The organism is Pedobacter gandavensis (assembly GCF_032677645.1).
Lineage (GTDB): Bacteria > Bacteroidota > Bacteroidia > Sphingobacteriales > Sphingobacteriaceae > Pedobacter > Pedobacter gandavensis_A.
The window spans coordinates 335,108-352,454 of the sequence record NZ_JAVTSB010000007.1; the positions used below are offsets into that span (position 1 = coordinate 335,108).

Annotated in this window: 15 protein-coding genes; 12 read left to right on the forward strand and 3 right to left on the reverse strand. The window is 40.9% G+C overall.

The window, feature by feature from the left end:
* Positions 1-45 precede the first annotated feature (45 nt).
* On the reverse strand, positions 46-3,033 hold the full coding sequence (locus R2Q66_RS13900; RefSeq protein WP_316749937.1) for a glycoside hydrolase domain-containing protein: 2,988 nt from the start codon (positions 3,031-3,033) through the stop codon (positions 46-48).
* 218 nt (positions 3,034-3,251) lie between these two features.
* Between R2Q66_RS13900 and R2Q66_RS13905 the strand changes: the two genes are divergently transcribed.
* The 4 genes from R2Q66_RS13905 (at position 3,252) to R2Q66_RS13920 (ending at position 6,278) form a co-directional block, all read left to right on the forward strand.
* Positions 3,252-3,488 (forward strand): hypothetical protein, encoded by a 237-nt coding sequence (locus R2Q66_RS13905; protein ID WP_316749939.1) that lies wholly within the window; start codon positions 3,252-3,254, stop codon positions 3,486-3,488.
* A gap of 104 nt (positions 3,489-3,592) precedes the next feature.
* A complete protein-coding gene (locus tag R2Q66_RS13910; RefSeq protein WP_316749941.1) occupies positions 3,593-5,461 on the forward strand; it encodes an NACHT domain-containing protein in 1,869 nt (622 codons plus the stop codon).
* A 159-nt stretch (positions 5,462-5,620) separates the two neighbouring features.
* A complete protein-coding gene (locus R2Q66_RS13915; RefSeq protein ID WP_316749943.1) occupies positions 5,621-5,839 on the forward strand; it encodes an AAA family ATPase in 219 nt (72 codons plus the stop codon).
* Positions 5,840-5,846: 7 nt separating this feature from the next.
* Positions 5,847-6,278 carry a DUF4143 domain-containing protein gene (locus R2Q66_RS13920; protein WP_316749944.1) on the forward strand — a complete coding sequence of 144 codons (432 nt, stop codon included), beginning with the start codon at positions 5,847-5,849 and terminating at the stop codon, positions 6,276-6,278.
* Positions 6,279-6,324: 46 nt separating this feature from the next.
* On the opposite strand, the gene R2Q66_RS13925 is transcribed toward R2Q66_RS13920, so the two are convergent.
* Both R2Q66_RS13925 and R2Q66_RS13930 read right to left on the reverse strand, forming a co-directional pair.
* Positions 6,325-6,909: a DUF417 family protein gene (locus tag R2Q66_RS13925; protein ID WP_316749946.1), complete on the reverse strand. Its 585-nt coding sequence runs from the start codon at positions 6,907-6,909 to the stop codon at positions 6,325-6,327.
* Positions 6,910-6,976: 67 nt separating this feature from the next.
* Positions 6,977-7,843, reverse strand: coding sequence for an AraC family transcriptional regulator (locus tag R2Q66_RS13930; RefSeq protein WP_316749948.1), 867 nt, complete (start codon positions 7,841-7,843; stop codon positions 6,977-6,979).
* Between the two features lie 32 nt (positions 7,844-7,875).
* Between R2Q66_RS13930 and R2Q66_RS13935 the strand changes: the two genes are divergently transcribed.
* The 8 genes from R2Q66_RS13935 (at position 7,876) to R2Q66_RS13970 (ending at position 17,341) form a co-directional block, all read left to right on the forward strand.
* Positions 7,876-8,517, forward strand: coding sequence for a Crp/Fnr family transcriptional regulator (locus R2Q66_RS13935; protein WP_316749950.1), 642 nt, complete (start codon positions 7,876-7,878; stop codon positions 8,515-8,517).
* Between the two features lie 67 nt (positions 8,518-8,584).
* Complete coding sequence (locus R2Q66_RS13940) at positions 8,585-9,385, forward strand: sulfite exporter TauE/SafE family protein (RefSeq protein WP_316749952.1); 801 nt, start codon at positions 8,585-8,587, stop codon at positions 9,383-9,385.
* A 33-nt stretch (positions 9,386-9,418) separates the two neighbouring features.
* Positions 9,419-9,976: a YeeE/YedE family protein gene (locus R2Q66_RS13945; RefSeq protein WP_316749955.1), complete on the forward strand. Its 558-nt coding sequence runs from the start codon at positions 9,419-9,421 to the stop codon at positions 9,974-9,976.
* Positions 9,977-9,987: 11 nt separating this feature from the next.
* Positions 9,988-10,401, forward strand: coding sequence for a DUF6691 family protein (locus R2Q66_RS13950; protein ID WP_316749957.1), 414 nt, complete (start codon positions 9,988-9,990; stop codon positions 10,399-10,401).
* Positions 10,402-10,500: 99 nt separating this feature from the next.
* Entirely contained in the window at positions 10,501-11,856 is a 1,356-nt protein-coding gene (locus tag R2Q66_RS13955; RefSeq protein ID WP_316749959.1) for an MBL fold metallo-hydrolase, read from the forward strand.
* Between the two features lie 127 nt (positions 11,857-11,983).
* Positions 11,984-12,571 carry an RNA polymerase sigma-70 factor gene (locus R2Q66_RS13960; RefSeq protein WP_316749961.1) on the forward strand — a complete coding sequence of 196 codons (588 nt, stop codon included), beginning with the start codon at positions 11,984-11,986 and terminating at the stop codon, positions 12,569-12,571.
* A 71-nt stretch (positions 12,572-12,642) separates the two neighbouring features.
* A complete protein-coding gene (locus tag R2Q66_RS13965; protein WP_316749963.1) occupies positions 12,643-13,815 on the forward strand; it encodes a FecR family protein in 1,173 nt (390 codons plus the stop codon).
* A 229-nt stretch (positions 13,816-14,044) separates the two neighbouring features.
* Complete coding sequence (locus R2Q66_RS13970; protein WP_316749965.1) at positions 14,045-17,341, forward strand: SusC/RagA family TonB-linked outer membrane protein; 3,297 nt, start codon at positions 14,045-14,047, stop codon at positions 17,339-17,341.
* The last annotated feature ends 6 nt before the right edge of the window (positions 17,342-17,347 follow it).

Sequence of the window (17,347 nt, forward strand, 5' to 3'; positions counted from 1 at the left end):
CGGGGATTTTTTTGTTAAGGTTGTTTTAGTAAAATCTCAGGGGCTTTAGTTTTCTTTAATCACTAACATCCAGCCTTTACCTGCCGGAACCGGAATCTCCTGATCTGGTGTAAAGCTTGCTGCGGGTTGAAAGTTCTTAATCTCCGCTGCTTTGATGCTTGCTTTAGCAGGATCAATACCTAAGGCTTTCCAGTCTATCGTTAACTTAATATTGACATCCGTTGGCGCCCAGCTGGCCAGGGCTACCAATGCCGTTTTATCTTTCTTGTAAATGGTAACCGGCACGTTGGCGTTATTGCTCTTTACCGGATTATTTTCGACCCAGTAACCGATCATTTTGCTGCCTTGCATACCAAAAGTATCCCATGCTTTCCAGATCGGACGTGGGTCTGCACCATCACTCCATGGCATCCTGTTGGTCATGCCGTAGATCATGCCTCTCCAGGCATTTCCGCCATCCTGTAGCATTTCGCCCATCAGGCCGAATGGAATACCAGAAACCTCCGTCAGGAAGAAATCAGGACTGTTTTTGTCGTAGAAGAAGTACTCTCCAAACCACAACCTGTTCAGGTATGGGAAATGTTCCATATACAGGTTGGCGCTGTTGTTAAATCCATCGCTTTTATTGTATTGGTTAGCAGAGTGTAAATCGATGATCCCCGGATGTCCGTCTTTCGTCAATACTCTTTTTATTCTCTTCATCGTGGTACGATCAAAGGCCACATCATCCAGGTAAATTCCGTCTATTCCCACGTTTTGTACCAGCCAGTTCATGCCTTCTACATAGTAGTTGTGCCACCTGCTCATGCCAGAGTTGACCACTGCGGCATCCTTGATTTCCGGTACGTACCAGGCTGCGATATAGTCCTTACCCAGGTGTTCCTGCAACCAGGAATAACCTCCGCCATTGCCAGGGGAGTAAATCTCATGGCCCAGACTTCTGAGTGGGAAGGTCTCGTAAGCACTGTTCGATAATTCCCTGACGGTATTGTAGATCTTCACTTTTAAACCTTTCAAATGCGCTTCATTGATGTAAGATTTCATCTCTTTATGCGCGATGAAAGGGTAGTTGATGTATGGGTTTATCGGGGTAGCATGGTGGATATTGATCAGGTTTGCACCGGTTGCTTTAATCGTATCCAGGTTGTCATACTTATGGTAAAACCGGTTGCTCCATTGAAAATCAGTATTGATCGGGTGGAAAGGGGTGATCAGTAAATTGAAGTTGTAATATAAGGTATCACCCTTTTTCATGTTTTGAGCGCCACTGTAGTTGTCCGACAAAATAGATTTCCCTTTTTTAAACACATCGATACCGCCTTTGCCTTCATTTCCCCAGGAAGTTGGGAGTAACAATGGTTTTTGCAGGTAGAAATTGGTGTTTAGCGGACGCACGTAATGGTTGTCTTTTAAGGTGTATTGTAAACCTGCATTGACATCGCCAATCCAGGCACCATCCTGGTTTTTATGCGCTACATCCCATTTCCATTTTAAGGTATCCGGTCTGTTGCCGCCTTTTAAGCCAAGGCCCATCATGTATTTTGCCGACTGTTCCGAGAAAGGAATGTGTAAGCGGACATCATCCAGATTGAGGTCTTGTAAGGCGATCAGTTTTACAGTATAGTTCATAAAACCATCAAACTCTATGGCACCCTCCACTTCCATTTTCAGGTTGTCGGAGGTGTTGGTGGTACTCCATTTTACCGTTCCCGGTTGTTTTTCTGTAAAGGTTAAAGGGCCGTTTTTCCAAACGAGGTCTTTGCCTTTTTTAACATGGAAGTGAATCGGTTCGGTTAAGATGTCTTTTCCGGTGGTCGAGAATTCCGTCATTTCAGGCGTAAAGAACGTTTGGATCTGTGCCGGAAAACCGTCTTTGTTTAACATCACTTTTCTACCCAGTAAAGAGATGGTCTGGTCATTTACCTGTAATGGAATATAAGGAGCGATGACTTCGTTTTTCTGCGCGAGGGTAGAGTTTAACCAGGTTAAACGGGTTTGTTTCCAGGGTTCGCTGATGCCGCCGTCGGCTAAGGTTTTAGGACTAACGGTCAGGTTAAGCAGGATTGGGGTGTTTGGAACGCCATTGGCAGTAACGGTAACTGTTCCTGTATAAACGCCCGGATTGGTGTTTTTAGGCAGGTTGGCCAATATCCACAGGGCTTGAACCTGTGCTTTCGGGACGTTCACCGTTTTATGTAAGGCTTGCGTATCCCAGTTAACCCCGTCGGTGTTTAGACAGGAAAGGATGCTGGCCGGAATTTTAGCTCCGCTCTTCGTTTTAAGGTCGGTAAATTTGATTTGTACGTTTTGTAAGTCCTGCTTAACCGGGTAGATGCCCAGTTGAAAGGCGTAGTTTTCGCCTTTTGCCGCAGTGCCCGAAAACTGGTTTTTCATCGGTTTTAAGATCCAGCGCTGCGGAAGATCGTCCGTCATTTTGATCGGATTTAAGCGGTCTTCCGGAAATACGAGGTAGCTGGCGTTTGGATGTGCTTTGATCAGGTCTTTGGTTTCTTTTGCGGTGGCGATGATTTCCATCGGGTAATTGCTGTTCATCGCATTAACCGATTCAATTTCCTGCACTTTTACCGTAGCAGTTTTGGCAGTTGCCGATGGCCAATTTGGGTTGTTGTTGACTTTCCCTGACCGGTAAATGGCATTCGGGTAATTCGAACGGCCATCGATGGTGTAGGGATGGTAATAAACGTAGTAAGTGCCGGGGCCGGAAGTAGGCTCAAAATAAATGACGCCCTGTTCTCTGTTGATTTCGCCTGACTTAACTTGCCTGACCATTTTATTGGTCTTCGCATCTACGATCCAGATTTCTTTTAATTCGGGTTGCAGGTCTCTTCTGCGCCAGGGGATGATGGCTTTGGCTACGGTGCCTTCAGTGGTTACCTGGAGGACTACGCGGTGGTTGCCCAGAGAATCCGGGTTCCAGGCATCTTTACCATTGGTATATTTTAGCTCCTGTGCTGTTGCCCCTCCGGCCCCCGCAAGGAATACCAAAATAAATGGTACAAAGTATTTTTTCATAAAAACGGTTTTGTTGATTGTTGACTAAATTTAAGTGTTATTCATCAGTAGATAAATAAAAAATCAACGCAACCGTTTGATCTGGTTTTTAAGCAGGATAAAAGGCGTTTTTTTATGGAAATCTGGTTCTATAAAACAATGTTTCTGCCATTGATGTTGTACCGATAAGGCTTGACCGCTAAAAAGCTTCTAATGATGGACTTAATCCTGGGATTCTAATGAAAAAAACAAGTATAGTGCTCGTCGTATTGGGAATTGTAATGACAATTGCCGGAGTTTTGATGTTTCGTGATTTGAACTATGTAAATGCCGTGGATGGCCATGCCAGGCCGATATATATCAATGGCGCAAAATCGTTCCCTTGGCTCGCCTTTTTAGGAGGTGTGTTTATTGTAGTTGGCGTGATTTTTTATATTTCCGATTCGAGAAAAAACCCCAGAGATATAGAAAGATAGTTGAGGCCCGCGTGATGCGGGCCTTTTTTTTACTTAGCAAGAAGATAATCTCCGATACAATTAAATTTAAAATGCTACTTTACAGCGCATAAATTTTAAATTAAATGGCTCTTCTTACTACAGCATCAACGGTTTCTCTTATAGGAGTTTTTAAAGATTCAATAATCAACACTTGTAAAGACATCAACAAAGAAGTAAAGTTTTTTTTAGATGATGGTCTTCCTGATTATTTAAACAGCATTACGGATAAGTTTCAGCATACAAAGACCTTTCTTTATCGACAGGAGAATGTAGGCTTTTACGATGTTTTTTTTCCAGTATCTATAAGAATTCGATCGGGCTCAAAAACAGTAACTTCCTGTGAAGACCTTTTTAATGCGTCCAATTTTGTAAGTATAATTGGGTCTGCCGGTTCTGGAAAAACAATGTTGATGAAACATTTTTTTCTCGAAAGCATTAAGGTTTGTTATAAAATTCCTTTGTTTATTGAACTTCGTAACCTAAATGATTTTAATGGAAGTTTTACTGACCTTATTTATGATGTGATTTTAAATAACCGCCTGTCTCCTGATAAAAAGATATTGGAGCGGTTATTAGAAAGTGGGAGTTTTATACTTCTTCTCGATGGTTATGATGAAATATTTTCTGATAAAAAAAATGTGGTTACGAATGATCTTGATAGATTCATAGATCGATATTCGAAAAACAAATATATTATTTCTTCAAGGCCTGGAAGCGGTGTAGATGCTATGCCAAGGTTTAATAATTATCCGGTAGTTCCATTAGAAAAAAATGAAATTGAGGAATTTATTGACCTTGTCTTAAAAGGTAATGATGATGTCGATCTGGCAGAGAATATAAAAATAGTTATTAATAAAGAAGAGAATAAGGATTATTTAACTTTTTTAAGTAGCCCACTCTTGCTTTCCATGTTTATACTAACCTTCAAACTATATCCTTTTCTTCCAAAGAAGAAAAGTAAGTTCTATTGGAATGTCTTTGATACACTTGCGGTTAAACATGATAGCTTCACAAAAAAAGGAGGGTATCAGCATGAACGGAAATCGGGATTACAAAATGAAGATTTTGAAAAAATTCTAAAATGGTTTTCCTATAAATCTTTGTTTGAGGGAAAGATTAGTTTTGATGCTGAATATCTTCATACGGCGTTAAATCAAATCAAAACCGAGCTTTCAATGACGTTTGATGTAAAGCTGCTCATTGATGATTTAACAGTTGCCATATCGATTCTTATCATTGATGGAATCGAATACAGGTTCCCACACAAATCACTTCAGGAATACTTTGCAGTGATGTTAATCAAAGACTTAAAAATTGAGGTAAAAGAAAAGATTTATCAGGTTAAGCTTAGGGGATTAGAACGATCGACAGGAGGATCAAGTAATCTATGGGGCCTGGCATTAGAAGTGGACAATCAAGATTTTAATAAATTTTTCATCATACATTTTTTGAAAGACTTTATCGGAAATTTTTCCGGGCTTAATGAGATGGAAAAGCTTAAACAGCTATATGAGGTTTGGAATATAAGGGAGGGATTTCAAGATGATGATGGCGAATTTATCTTTGATGGTTCAATTTCGTATAGCGCAACGGTAAGCATTTACAGTTCTATTTTTTCATTTTTAGATCTTGATGACTCAAATATTTTTAAAGTAGTTTCAGGCAGCTATGATAAGCTTAAGGATCAATTTATACCGTATCTGGATAAAAAAGCTTATGACACTAATATTTGGCAGACCCATTATGAAATTGGAGGGGATATTGCAGAATCAGGTATGTATTTTTCACCTAAGTATTTTTGGGATGATGAATTGGAGGAGTTGTTTGATAAATCAGGGGCTCATATAGAATTTTCTAAGTTTTTAAGTAAGATAGAGGAAAAAATACTTGACCTGGAAAATGGAATTAAGAAAGAAGAAGCCGCTAGCATGAGCCTTCTAGGTATTGAATAATTTGTTTTTTAGTTAAAGTCATGATTTTTCCGTCTTTTAATCAAGTTCCTTAGGAAAAGTGTAATGACTAACAAAAGTTCCTTCGAATAAATGTAACATATTACATAAACTCGTACGAGTTTATGTGTATTTGAATTTGTAAATCTAAATAGGAGCGGTATGAAACGGATTGAATTTGAGGATTTGTTAAGGTGGCGGTTGAAGAAAAATCGAAAACCGATAATTATTCGTGGAGCAAGGCAGGTAGGTAAAACGTGGTTGATGAAAGCTTTTGGAAAAAAGGAATATGAACAAACTGCCTATGTCAATTTTGAAAGTAATAAATTGTTAAAAGGGGTATTTGAACAAGACTTTGATATCAAAAGAATCATCATGTAAGCCGGCTATGCCACTTAAAGCATACGAAGATCATAGTGCATTTAAACTATTCTTGCTTGATGTTGGCCTGTTGGCTGCTATGGGAGATATTGATGTGAAAACATTGTTGGAAGGAAATGCGATATTCGAAGAATTTAAAGGTGCACTTACAGAACAGTATGTACTGCAACAATTGAAAACGAATAAAGAAATCACCGTTTATTACTGGTCGGCGGAGAATGCCACTGCGGAGATTGACTTCCTGGTTCAGCATGGCGGTAATGTTATTCCGATAGAAGTAAAAGCTGAAGAAAATCTTCGCGCTAAAAGCTTGAGAAACTTTACAGAAAAATATAATCCTCGGCTCGCGATAAGAACTTCTATGTCTGATTTTAGAAAAGAAGACTGGCTAACCAATCTTCCTTTATATGCTATAAGTGAGTTGACTCATATTTTATAGCCTGTTATAAATCTTAATGCAATGAATTACCTCAACATCTGATCTATTACTGTGTTTTCAGCAGGTATTGTCTGGCGGAATCACATAAAGCGAAAAAAGCGCCAGCCATCATAATGATGTCTTTTACAACCAATCTGCCACGACCGGAAAGTAAGGGGAAACCATGGTTCGGATCTCCGAGGTCGGGAACCCAGTTGTCTTTGGTGGTGATTAAAAAGGAAAGGGTAACTACCGACATGATGATGACCATCGCTGCTCCAGCCATACCAATGGCGGGGTTATAGGTGTTTAGCAATAACATGAGGCCCAAAACAACCAACACCGTACCTAATCCATAAGAAAACAGATAAGTGTTGTTGGCGGTATGCCATTTTATTTTATCGGGATTGGCTTCACCCTCTTTTTGCATGTAAGGTTTGTATTCGGTAGGATGCGCGTAAAAAAACGACATTACCGGAGAGTTTGCTACAAAAGGAACAATGCCTTCCGCTTCGTAATTGTAGACTTTTAGTCCGCCAATCCAGATCAGCACAATGGCGATCGCAATGCGGGTTAAACGGATACTCAGCGTAGATAAACCAGCAAGGGTTTGAAGGATAGGGCGTAGAAAAGAAGAAAATTGACCGGACATAAGCTTAAATATTAAGCTTCAAAGGACGGGATCTTCTCCGGTTTACACCATGGACAATACCTGTGTATTAGATGGACAAATCAGCCACAATGGAAATTCCGGTCTTTTCCCGGAAGATTTGTGGAGATACGCCTGTCATCTTTTTGAAAAACCGGCTGAAATAGTATTCATCTTCGAAATTTAGCTGGTAGGCCACTTCCTTTATACTTTTTCTTGTGAGGTGCAGGAGTTTTTTAGCTTCTAATACCAGTCTTTCCTGAATAAGGGTAGTGGGTGTTTTGCCGAAATACTTTTTACAACGCTTGCTAAAGGTGTTGGGGTTGAGGTGCAGCAGATTGGCATAGTCGGCGGGCTTACGCAGGTTGAGGAAGTTTTCTTCCAGTGCGCTTTGAAAAGCTTCCATTAAGGCTTCTTTAGGAGGCTGCAATTTAGAGGGCATTGCTTTCAGTTTAATGCGGCTGGATTGTGCCAGAAACAATTGCAGGTAGGCAGTAAGGACGGCTTCATTTGGATGTTCGCTAGTCAATTCTGCTTTTAACTGGCTTAATATCGACTCAAATGAGACTGCTTCTGCCGGATTTAAGGAAATTGAAGGTTCCAAAAAGATGTTATTGAACAAAAGGCCATTACAGGCCACTTCGGCTTTATGGTAAGCAATGCAGTAAAAATCGCCATGAAACTGCAACATCATCAGCTTTCCTTTCGGGACTTCCTTGAAATGAATGGTCTGGAATGGGGTTGCAAAAAAGATGACCGGGCCTTCAAAAGAGAAGTTTCCGAAATCAGCCTGAAAAGAACCCTTTCCTTTCGGAATAAACAGAATGGTATAGACCGGATAGGATACAGGTTCAGTAAGCTGCTTCGCAGATAGCTGTTGAAGGGATAGCAATGGATCGCCTGAAACCGAAATGATCTTTTTTTCTGTATATTTCAATTGTTGGGGTTTTGGTCAATAACTATAAAAATATGAATTCATCTAGCATTAGCAATTATATAAATACGCTTTTTCCACAGTTTGAACCTGCTTTGAGAGAAAAACTAATCGAACAGGTCACCATTAAGAGTTTTAAAGCCGGGGAATACCTGATGCAAACCGGACAATTTTTTCGTTCTACGGTCTTAATTGTGGAAGGTAGGGTGAAACTTTATAGAGAAGGTACGGATGGGAACGAGTTCTTTATGTATTACCTGCAACCCGGTGAAGCCTGTGCGCTATCCATGATTTGTGCAGCGAAACAGGAGTCCAGCAAAATTATGGGGAAGGCCATTGAAGACAGTACGATTTTGATGGTGCCCATCGCTTTAATGGACAACCTGATGAAGGATTTTCCCAGCTGGTATTATTTTGTCATGGAAACTTACCGCTCCAGATTTGAAGAATTATTGATGGTAATTGATAGTATTGCTTTCAACGGGCTAGACCAAAGGTTGAGCTTTTACCTGGAGAAACAACAGGAGCAATTGCAAACAAATCAGCTCCAGCTGACTCATCAGGAGATTGCTGCGGATTTGAATTCTTCCAGAGAAGTGATCTCCAGATTACTCAAGAAAATGGAGCAAAAGGGCGAAATAAAGTTGCACAGGAGCTTTATTGAGCTGAAAAAATAAAACCTGGTGACAAAAGTCACCGTAAGTCAGGGGCAGAATTTACATCTTTGTCCTAAAGGAATTAAATATGGAAGTTGTTGCATACCTGGCCTCGGCGCTGATCGGTATTTCATTGGGATTAGTAGGTGGTGGTGGATCCATTTTAACTGTTCCGGTTTTGGTGTATTTGTTTGGTATTGCCCCATTGATGGCCACCTCTTATTCGCTGTTTATCGTAGGAAGTACCAGCCTGGTTGGCGCGTATCAGAATTATAAAAACGGTCAGGTACAAGTTAAAACGGCTTTGTTGTTCGGATTAAGCTCGGTAACAACGGTTTGGCTCAGTAGAAAGTTTCTGATTCCTGCGATTCCTCCTCATATTGCCTCTTTTGAGCATTTCGAGCTGACTGAAAATATGTTGATGATGAGCCTTTTTGCCATATTGATGCTCATCGCTGCAATTGCCATGATCAGAAGTGGTAAAAATAAGGTGGAAGAACCTCAGGTTTCGAAAGACCTGAACCTACCTAAGTTGTTGTGTTATGGTGTCGGTATTGGCTTTATAACCGGTTTGTTAGGTGCGGGAGGTGGTTTTTTGCTGATCCCTACGCTGGTCGTCCTGTTAGGCTTACCGATGAAAGAGGCGATAGGAACTTCTCTTTTCATTATCGCACTGAACTCCTTAATCGGGTTCTCCGGAGATTTCGGTCATTTTGATATCGATTGGGTGTTTCTATTGAAAATCACGTTTATTGCGATTGTCGGGATTTTTATTGGGGGTAACCTGAGTAGAAAGGTCGATGGTAAGAAATTGAAGATCGGTTTCGGTTGGTTTGTATTGGTGATGGGGGTTTACATCCTGACGAAAGAGCTGCTGTTTAAATCATAGAATTTTTGTTAAAGAATATATAAAATGAATACAATGATAGAATTTATAAGACAACCATGGCCCTGGTATTTCTCGGGCTTTATGATTGTAGTGATTATGTTGCTGCTGAATTTCTGGGGTAAGTCTTTTGGCTTTTCTTCCAATTTAAGAACGATGTGCAGCATTGCCGGTGCAGGGAAAAAAGTAAAGTTTTTTGACTTTGACTGGAAATCGCAACGCTGGAACCTGTTGTTTTTAGTAGGTGCCATTATTGGTGGATGGATCTCTTCGGAGTTTCTTTCGAACCCGAATGCGCTCGAATTATCAGCAGCTACGGTAAAGGATCTTCAGGGAATGGGGATTCAGTTCAATGGTCAGTTAAATCCGGATGAATTGTTCTCGCTGGAAGCACTGTCATCGCCAAAAGTCTGGCTGTTGTTGTTAGCAGGAGGGATACTGGTCGGTTTTGGATCGAGGTATGCCGGTGGCTGTACTTCCGGTCATGCGATATCAGGTTTGTCGAACCTGCAAGTCCCTTCTTTAGTAGCCGTAATCGGCTTTTTTATCGGAGGATTGCTCATGACCTGGTTAATTTTACCTTTCCTTATTTAATATTATATCACATGAAGTCCATAAAATATATACTTGCCGGCATTTTGTTCGGTATCATTATGAGTAAATCAGAAGCGGTATCCTGGTTCCGTATTCAGGAAATGTTTCGTTTTCAATCTTTCCATATGTATGGGATTATCGGAACGGCAGTGGTACTTGGGGTCATTGCGGTTTTTCTGATCAAAACGTTTCATTTGAAAGATGCTGAAAATCAGGAAATCCAGTTTCCCGAAAAAGATAAGAGTTATAAAAAATACATTATCGGGGGTACGATTTTTGGTCTGGGTTGGGCACTCACAGGCGCTTGTCCGGGGCCAATGTTTGTGAATCTTGGCTACGGTTACTTTACTATGCTGATTGTCATTTTTGGCGCTTTACTCGGAACTTATCTTTATGGATTGTTAAAAGATAAATTGCCGCATTAGGAGATCAGCTCCTGAATTAAAAGATCAGCTCTTGCATTAAAAAGAGATCAGGTCCCCATAAAGAATAGAAGTACAGTATAAGACGTTAAATGAATAAAGATGATTATAGAACAGTTTAAAGATGAGTTTTTAGCACATTATAGCTATGCAATAGTTAGTGAATGTGAGCAAAAGATCGTGTTGATAGACCCTGCACGTAATCCTGAACCTTATTATGAATTTGCAAAGAAATTTGATGCCCAGATTATTGGCGTCATAGAAACACATCCTCATGCCGATTTTGTGAGTAGCCACCTGGAGATTCATGAAACAACCGGTGCTAAAATATATGCACATAGTTTAACGGGTGTTGCCTATCCGGTACATCATTTCGATGATGGTGCAACGTTGAGTCTGGGTAAAATAAAGCTGACCAGTATCCATACGCCGGGCCATTCGCCAGACAGTATTTCGGTAGTATTGGAACATGATGGTCAGACAAAAGCAGTTTTTACCGGTGATACCTTGTTTATCGGGGATTGCGGCCGACCGGATCTTCGGGAATCTGCAGGGAATTTACAAGCGAAAAGGGAGAAGTTAGCGCTTCAAATGTACCATTCGTTAAGAGATAAACTGATGGTATTGGATGATGAGGTGTTGGTTTATCCGGCACATGGTGCGGGTACTTTATGCGGTAAAGCTTTAAGTACAGCAGATTCCAGTACTATTGGCGCAGAGAAAATCAGTAACTGGTCGCTACAGGAGATGAGCGAGGCAGATTTTATGAAAGAACTGACCACTGATCAGCCATTTATTCCTAAGTATTTTGGGTATAGTGTGGACCTGAACAGAAAGGGTGCCCCTCATTTCAAACCAAATGTTGATGTGGTAGAAGTGATTGAGCAACCGGAACTGGAAGAGATCAATGCCGCTATTATTGTGGTGGACGCCCGTCCGGAGGCCGATTTTAAGGAAGGTCATTATCCTGGTGCAGTCAACATTGTATACGGTAAAAAGTTTGAAACCTGGTTGGGAAGTATCATCAGACCTGGTGAGCATTTCTATTTAACTGCTGCAAATCCGCATCAACTGGAAGAATTAATCCATCGTACGGCAAGCATCGGTTATGAAGCCTTTATTGTTGCCGCTTTTGTAACACATTCCGGCGATGTGCTGATGCCGGTATTGCCTTTGGAATGTTTTATCGCCAATCCTGAGGAGTTTACCATTATAGATGTCAGGAATGAGCAAGAAGTGAAAAACAAAAAGATATTTGAAAACTCGGTGAATATCCCTTTGGGAGAGCTTAGGGAGCGTATTCTAGAGGTTCCGGCAGATAAACCGATTGTGGTTCATTGTGCAGGAGGAAGTAGAAGTGCGGCCGGAAGTAGCATCATTGCTGCGGAATTTGGGGCAATTACCCCGGTCTACGATCTTGGTACGGTAGTGAAAGATTTCGCGAAACCGCTGGATTAAGCTTAGAATCTGGAATCACGTATAAAACAATAAGCCTCAGCTGAAAACATAATTATCACCAGTAATTAGTATTTTAGCTGAGGATTAATAATTTGTTTTCCAAAAAAATGCGATTGACTCCTAAATAATGACCCCATATACCACTTTAGCCGATACTGATTTAGTTGCCCATTTGAAGGATGGAGACAAGGCTGCTTTTACCGAAATTTATAACCGGTATAAGGGCTTGTTGTATATTCATGCCTATCAAAAACTAAGAAATCAGTCGGAGGCAGATGATGTGGTTCATGAACTTTTTGCGGTCCTCTGGACAAAAAGAACAGAGTTGATTTTAAGAACACATTTGTCAGGCTATCTGTATCAGTCGGTTAGAAACCGGATTCTCGACCTGATTTCCCATAAAAAGGTAGCTTCTGAATATATGCTCTCCCTACAATATTTTATAGACCGTAATGAGGTGGAAACAGACCATTTGGTGCGGGCAAATGAATTATCCGCCAGGATTGAAAGAGAAATATCGGCCCTGCCGCCAAAAATGAAGGCGGTTTTTGAACTGAGTAGAAAGGCTAACCTCAGCCACAAAGAGATCGCTGAAAAATTGGAGTTGTCCGAATCTACGGTCAAAAAGCATGTCAATAATGCGCTTAAAATTCTGAGAGGGAAGTTCGGTATCCTGATTTACCTCCTTTATATCCATTTCCGCCAAGGGAACTAAATTATTTTCATTTTCTTTTACGCCCAAGGTCTCCGCTAACCGTCTATAGGATAATTAGCTTAAAAAGAGATATGCAAGCACAGGAATTATTGGAGAAATATAATGCAGGAAATTGTACGGATGCAGAAAAGGCAATCGTGGAAACCTGGTATCTGGATTTCCAAAAAGAAGGGCTGGAGCTTAGTCATACGCAATTGGAAGGGGCTACAGATCGGATTGGGGAACGGTTGTTTCTTCATCTGGAAGCAGAACCATCCTTGGTTAAAAAGACTTTATGGCCGCGTATTGCAGCGGCTGCAGCAGTATTACTAGTCACAGGCGTTGCGCTCTATATTTTCAATAGTAATCATTCTTCAGCTATTCCTGATGATTTATCCGCGCAAGCAAACTATGGCGCAGCAAAACCGGTGCTACCAGGCGGGAATAAAGCGACTTTAATCCTCGCTGATGGTCAGAAAATCACGCTTGATGAAGCTGGAAACGGCAAATTAGCGGAGCAATCCGGGATCACCATTACCAAAACAAAAGACGGACAGCTGGTTTATACCGTATCTGCTATTGCCGCGGCTCCTGGACTGAAAACAGGGAGAAATGCTGCAAAGACAGCCATGAACACCATTTCAACACCTAAAGGCGGACAATACCAGATCAATCTTCCGGATGGTACTAAAGTATGGCTCAATGCCGCATCTTCTTTACGTTACCCTACCGCTTTTGCAGGTGTAGATCGGGAAGTTAACCTAACCGGCGAAGCTTATTTTGAAGTGGCAAAGTCGCAACCGGCAAAGTCGTTCAAAGTATCTACCAGCGCGCAAACCGTAGAAGTTCTGGGTACTCATTTTAACATCAATGCTTATGCAGATGAACCGGGGACAAAAACTACACTTTTAGAAGGCGCTGTAAAGGTATGGAGTAAAGAAAATACAGCAGGTTCTCTAGCCCTGAAACCCGGAGAACAAGCGGAATTAACAGCTACTCAGCTTCATGTTAATTATGGAAAAGAGGAAGAAGCGATGGCCTGGAAAAAAGGAATCTTCAAATTTAAAGATGCCGATCTGCAAAGTGTGATGCGCTCCGTTGCCCGTTGGTATGATCTGGAGGTGACTTATGAAGGAACGCTTCCCCGCAGACAATTTTCAGGAGAAATTCACAGGAGTAGCAATCTTTCGCAGGTGCTGGATATCCTCAGCTTCTATAAAGTGCATTTCAGAGTAGATGGCAAGCAGATTATTGTGACACCTTAATTAAACCAAACATACCAAACACACCAAACAAACCTCAATCAACATGAAAAGAAAACTACGACAGCATTAACCACCACAAGGGATAAACAGCGCCATGATTACGGTATAAAAAAACCGCAGAAGTGTTCTAGCACAACTGCGGTAAATGCTGAGTTAACCCCTCCCGGAAAAGATCCGGGAAAACAATTTTGCGAACTATTCACGGTATTAACCCAAACATTACAAAAGTATGAATTTTAATGCTATTACTACAGCTATGTCTAAACCATGGCTGCCCCCTAAATTGCTACTGATTATGAAGTACACCACGCTTCTGTTGTTTCTGGCTATGATGCAGGCCAGCGCAAAAGGATATAGTCAAATCAACCTGAAAGAGAAAAATGCACCGCTGGAAAGGATTTTAGAATCCATTAAAAAGCAAACCGGTTATGTTTTCTTTTATGACAGCAATGATGTTCGTCAAACCAGGATGTCAATTGATGTAAAAAATGCTTCTCTGGAAACGGTATTGAAAGCCTGTTCAAATGTACTTCCTTTAACGTTTAAGGTAGTCGGGAATAATGTCTTGCTGAGAAGAAAAGACCTTCCTATTTCGATGACGCATGATGCCTTCAAAATGATGGTGTTGAAAGGAAGAGTTTTGGATGAAATCGGAAAACCGCTTCCAGGCGTAAGTCTGGTTTTAACGAGCGACGATTTTAAACAAACTGCCCAAACCAATGGGAATGGAGAATACGTTTTTAATCTTTCGAAATCCGGTAAGTATCAAATGACAGCCAGCTTTGTTGGTTATGAAAAATTTGTATCCCATATTGAGGTTAAAAAAGAAGATGTAACAGCAAACATTACCCTGGTTCCTTCTAATCAGGATCTTGCTGAGGTGATGGTGGTTGCTTATGGTACACAAACTAAAGCTTCTTTCACAGGATCTGCGAAAACATTAAAAGCTGCCGTGATTAACGGAAGTCCGAATGCCAGTGTACAGGAAACTTTACAGGGAAATGTGGCTGGTGTAGCTGTTTCCAATGGATCAGGGCAACCAGGTGCAGTGCCTAACGTGAGGATTCGCGGTATTGGTTCTGTTTCTGCGGGTAGCGGTCCACTGTATGTAGTGGATGGTATTCCTTTGGAATCCGGACAAATCTCAGGCTTAAACAACTTTGATATTGAGTCGGTAACGGTGTTGAAAGATGCTGCTGCGGCTTCAATTTACGGTTCCAGAGCTGCAAACGGTGTGATTTTGATCACGACCAAATCTGGTAAAGCCGGTAAAACAATATTCAGTGCTTCGGCTCAGGTAGGTACCAACAGAGTAACCAAAGTAAAAGGTAACGAGTTGTTAAATACAACTGAAATGTTGGAATTACTAAGAGAAGGCTGGAAGAATAAAGGTAATGATCCGGCACTTTTTGATAAGGAAATGACAGCCAATGCGGTTGATCCAAATGTAAATACAGATTGGTTTGACCTGTTGACGCGTAACGGAAACTATTCTCAGTTTGACCTTTCTGCAAGTGGTGGTTCTGAAACTACGAAATTCTATGTTTCTGGTAGTCACTATGTAGCCAAAGCAGCTTTGTTAGGTTCTGATTTTAGCCGTAGCACTGCGAATTTGAAACTGAGCAATCAGGCAACAGATAAGCTGTCTTTTAACGGTGGACTACAAATCAACTACCGTAAAAATCATACGCAGGCAGATGGTGGTACTTTCGGAAATCCGGTAAGGATGTACACGATTTATCAGCCATGGTTAAGAGCTTATAATGATGATGGTACTTACGATTTCAGTTATTATAACAGATATAATCCTGTTGCTCAGGTGAAAGAGAGTTATGATGAGAGCAATAGTTATGGTTTACTAGGTAATTTCTTAGCGAAATATCAAATCTTGCCTTCTTTATCAATTGAGAATCAGAGCAATATTAATTTCTTGTATAGAGAGTCCGTGAGCTACAATAAATCTGGCGTAGGAACTTCACGTTCGGATGGTGGCAGAGCAACAAGCGCGATGGGCAGAGCAACCAATTGGGTAAATAGCTCGATCATTCGTTATAACGAAACCTTTGGTGATTTTAGCCTGAAAACGTATGCTGGTTATGAAGCTCAACAAGTTAATGAGGTTGCAAATTCAGTGAGTAAACGTAATTTCTTACCGGATAGTTACACCTTAGACAATGCGGCTATCGTCACTGATGGTGGTTCTAGTGGTACTGGGAATGCTTTAACTTCGGTGTTTTTCAATGCTTCTGCGGATTATTTATCGAAGTATTATTTAAGTGCTTCTGTTCGTCGTGACGGTTCTTCGAGATTCGGTTCTGAAAAACGTTATGGTAATTTCTGGGCAGTTGGTGCTTCCTGGAATATCAGCGCAGAAAACTTTATGAAAGGCCAGAACGTAATTTCTGACCTGCGTTTCCGTACCAGTTATGGGGTAAATGGTAACCAGGATATCGGTAACTTCTCTTCGAGAGCTTTATATGGTATTTCTAGTTATGACAATGCGCCGGGACTGGTTTTCTCAAATTTTGGAAACAATTCGCTAACCTGGGAAAAAAACAAACCTTTCAATCTTGCCCTTGATTTCGGTGTATTAAACAACCGTTTAACCGGTACTATTGAATATTATACACGTAGTACTTCAGATCTTTTACTGGATAAACCGATTTCTGCAACGAATGGTTTAACCAGCTATACCGATAATATCGGTGCCATGAGAAACTCTGGTATGGAACTGGAGTTAAATAGCATCAACTTTAAATCTGATAAAGATGGTTTTGGCTGGAACACCAGTTTTAATATCTCTACGCTAAAGAATAAAATTACAGCATTGAACAGCCCGATTGTAGCTGATGGTTACAACCGTTTTGTAGGTGGTGATTATTACCAGTTGTATCAGGTAGGTTATGCCGGTGTAGATCCTAAAAATGGTGATGCATTATGGTATACTGATGCGACGAAATCGGCCACGACCAATAAATACGGATCGGCAGCCCGCTTCAATCAAGGCAGTATGTTGCCAACCGTATTTGGTGGTTTAACGAATACGTTTACTTACAAACGTTTCTCTTTAAGCTTCCTGTTGTACTTCAATTTAGGAAATCAAATTTATGACAACTACGGTGGAACAAGTTTCAGCGATGGTTCAGGAGGTTTCGCGCCGACTACAAAAATGACACGTTACGCTTACGAAAACAGATGGACGCATGAAGGTCAGATCACCGATCAACCTAAAATGGTATTCACCGGAACACAATCTGGTTCTTCTTCGCAAAGTTCTACGCGTTTCTTGTATGATGGTGATTATGTACGTCTGAGAGATGTAACCTTAGGTTACCAGTTGCCTGATCAATGGATCAAAAAGCTGAATATTTCTAATGCAAGGATTTATTTCAGAGCAAATAACCTGTGGACATACATCAAAGACGACCGCATCAGCTTCGATCCGGAAGTAGGTATTGATGGATTCGCAGATAAAAATGTGCCGATTTACAAAACCGCGCTTATTGGTCTTGATCTTAAATTTTAATAACAG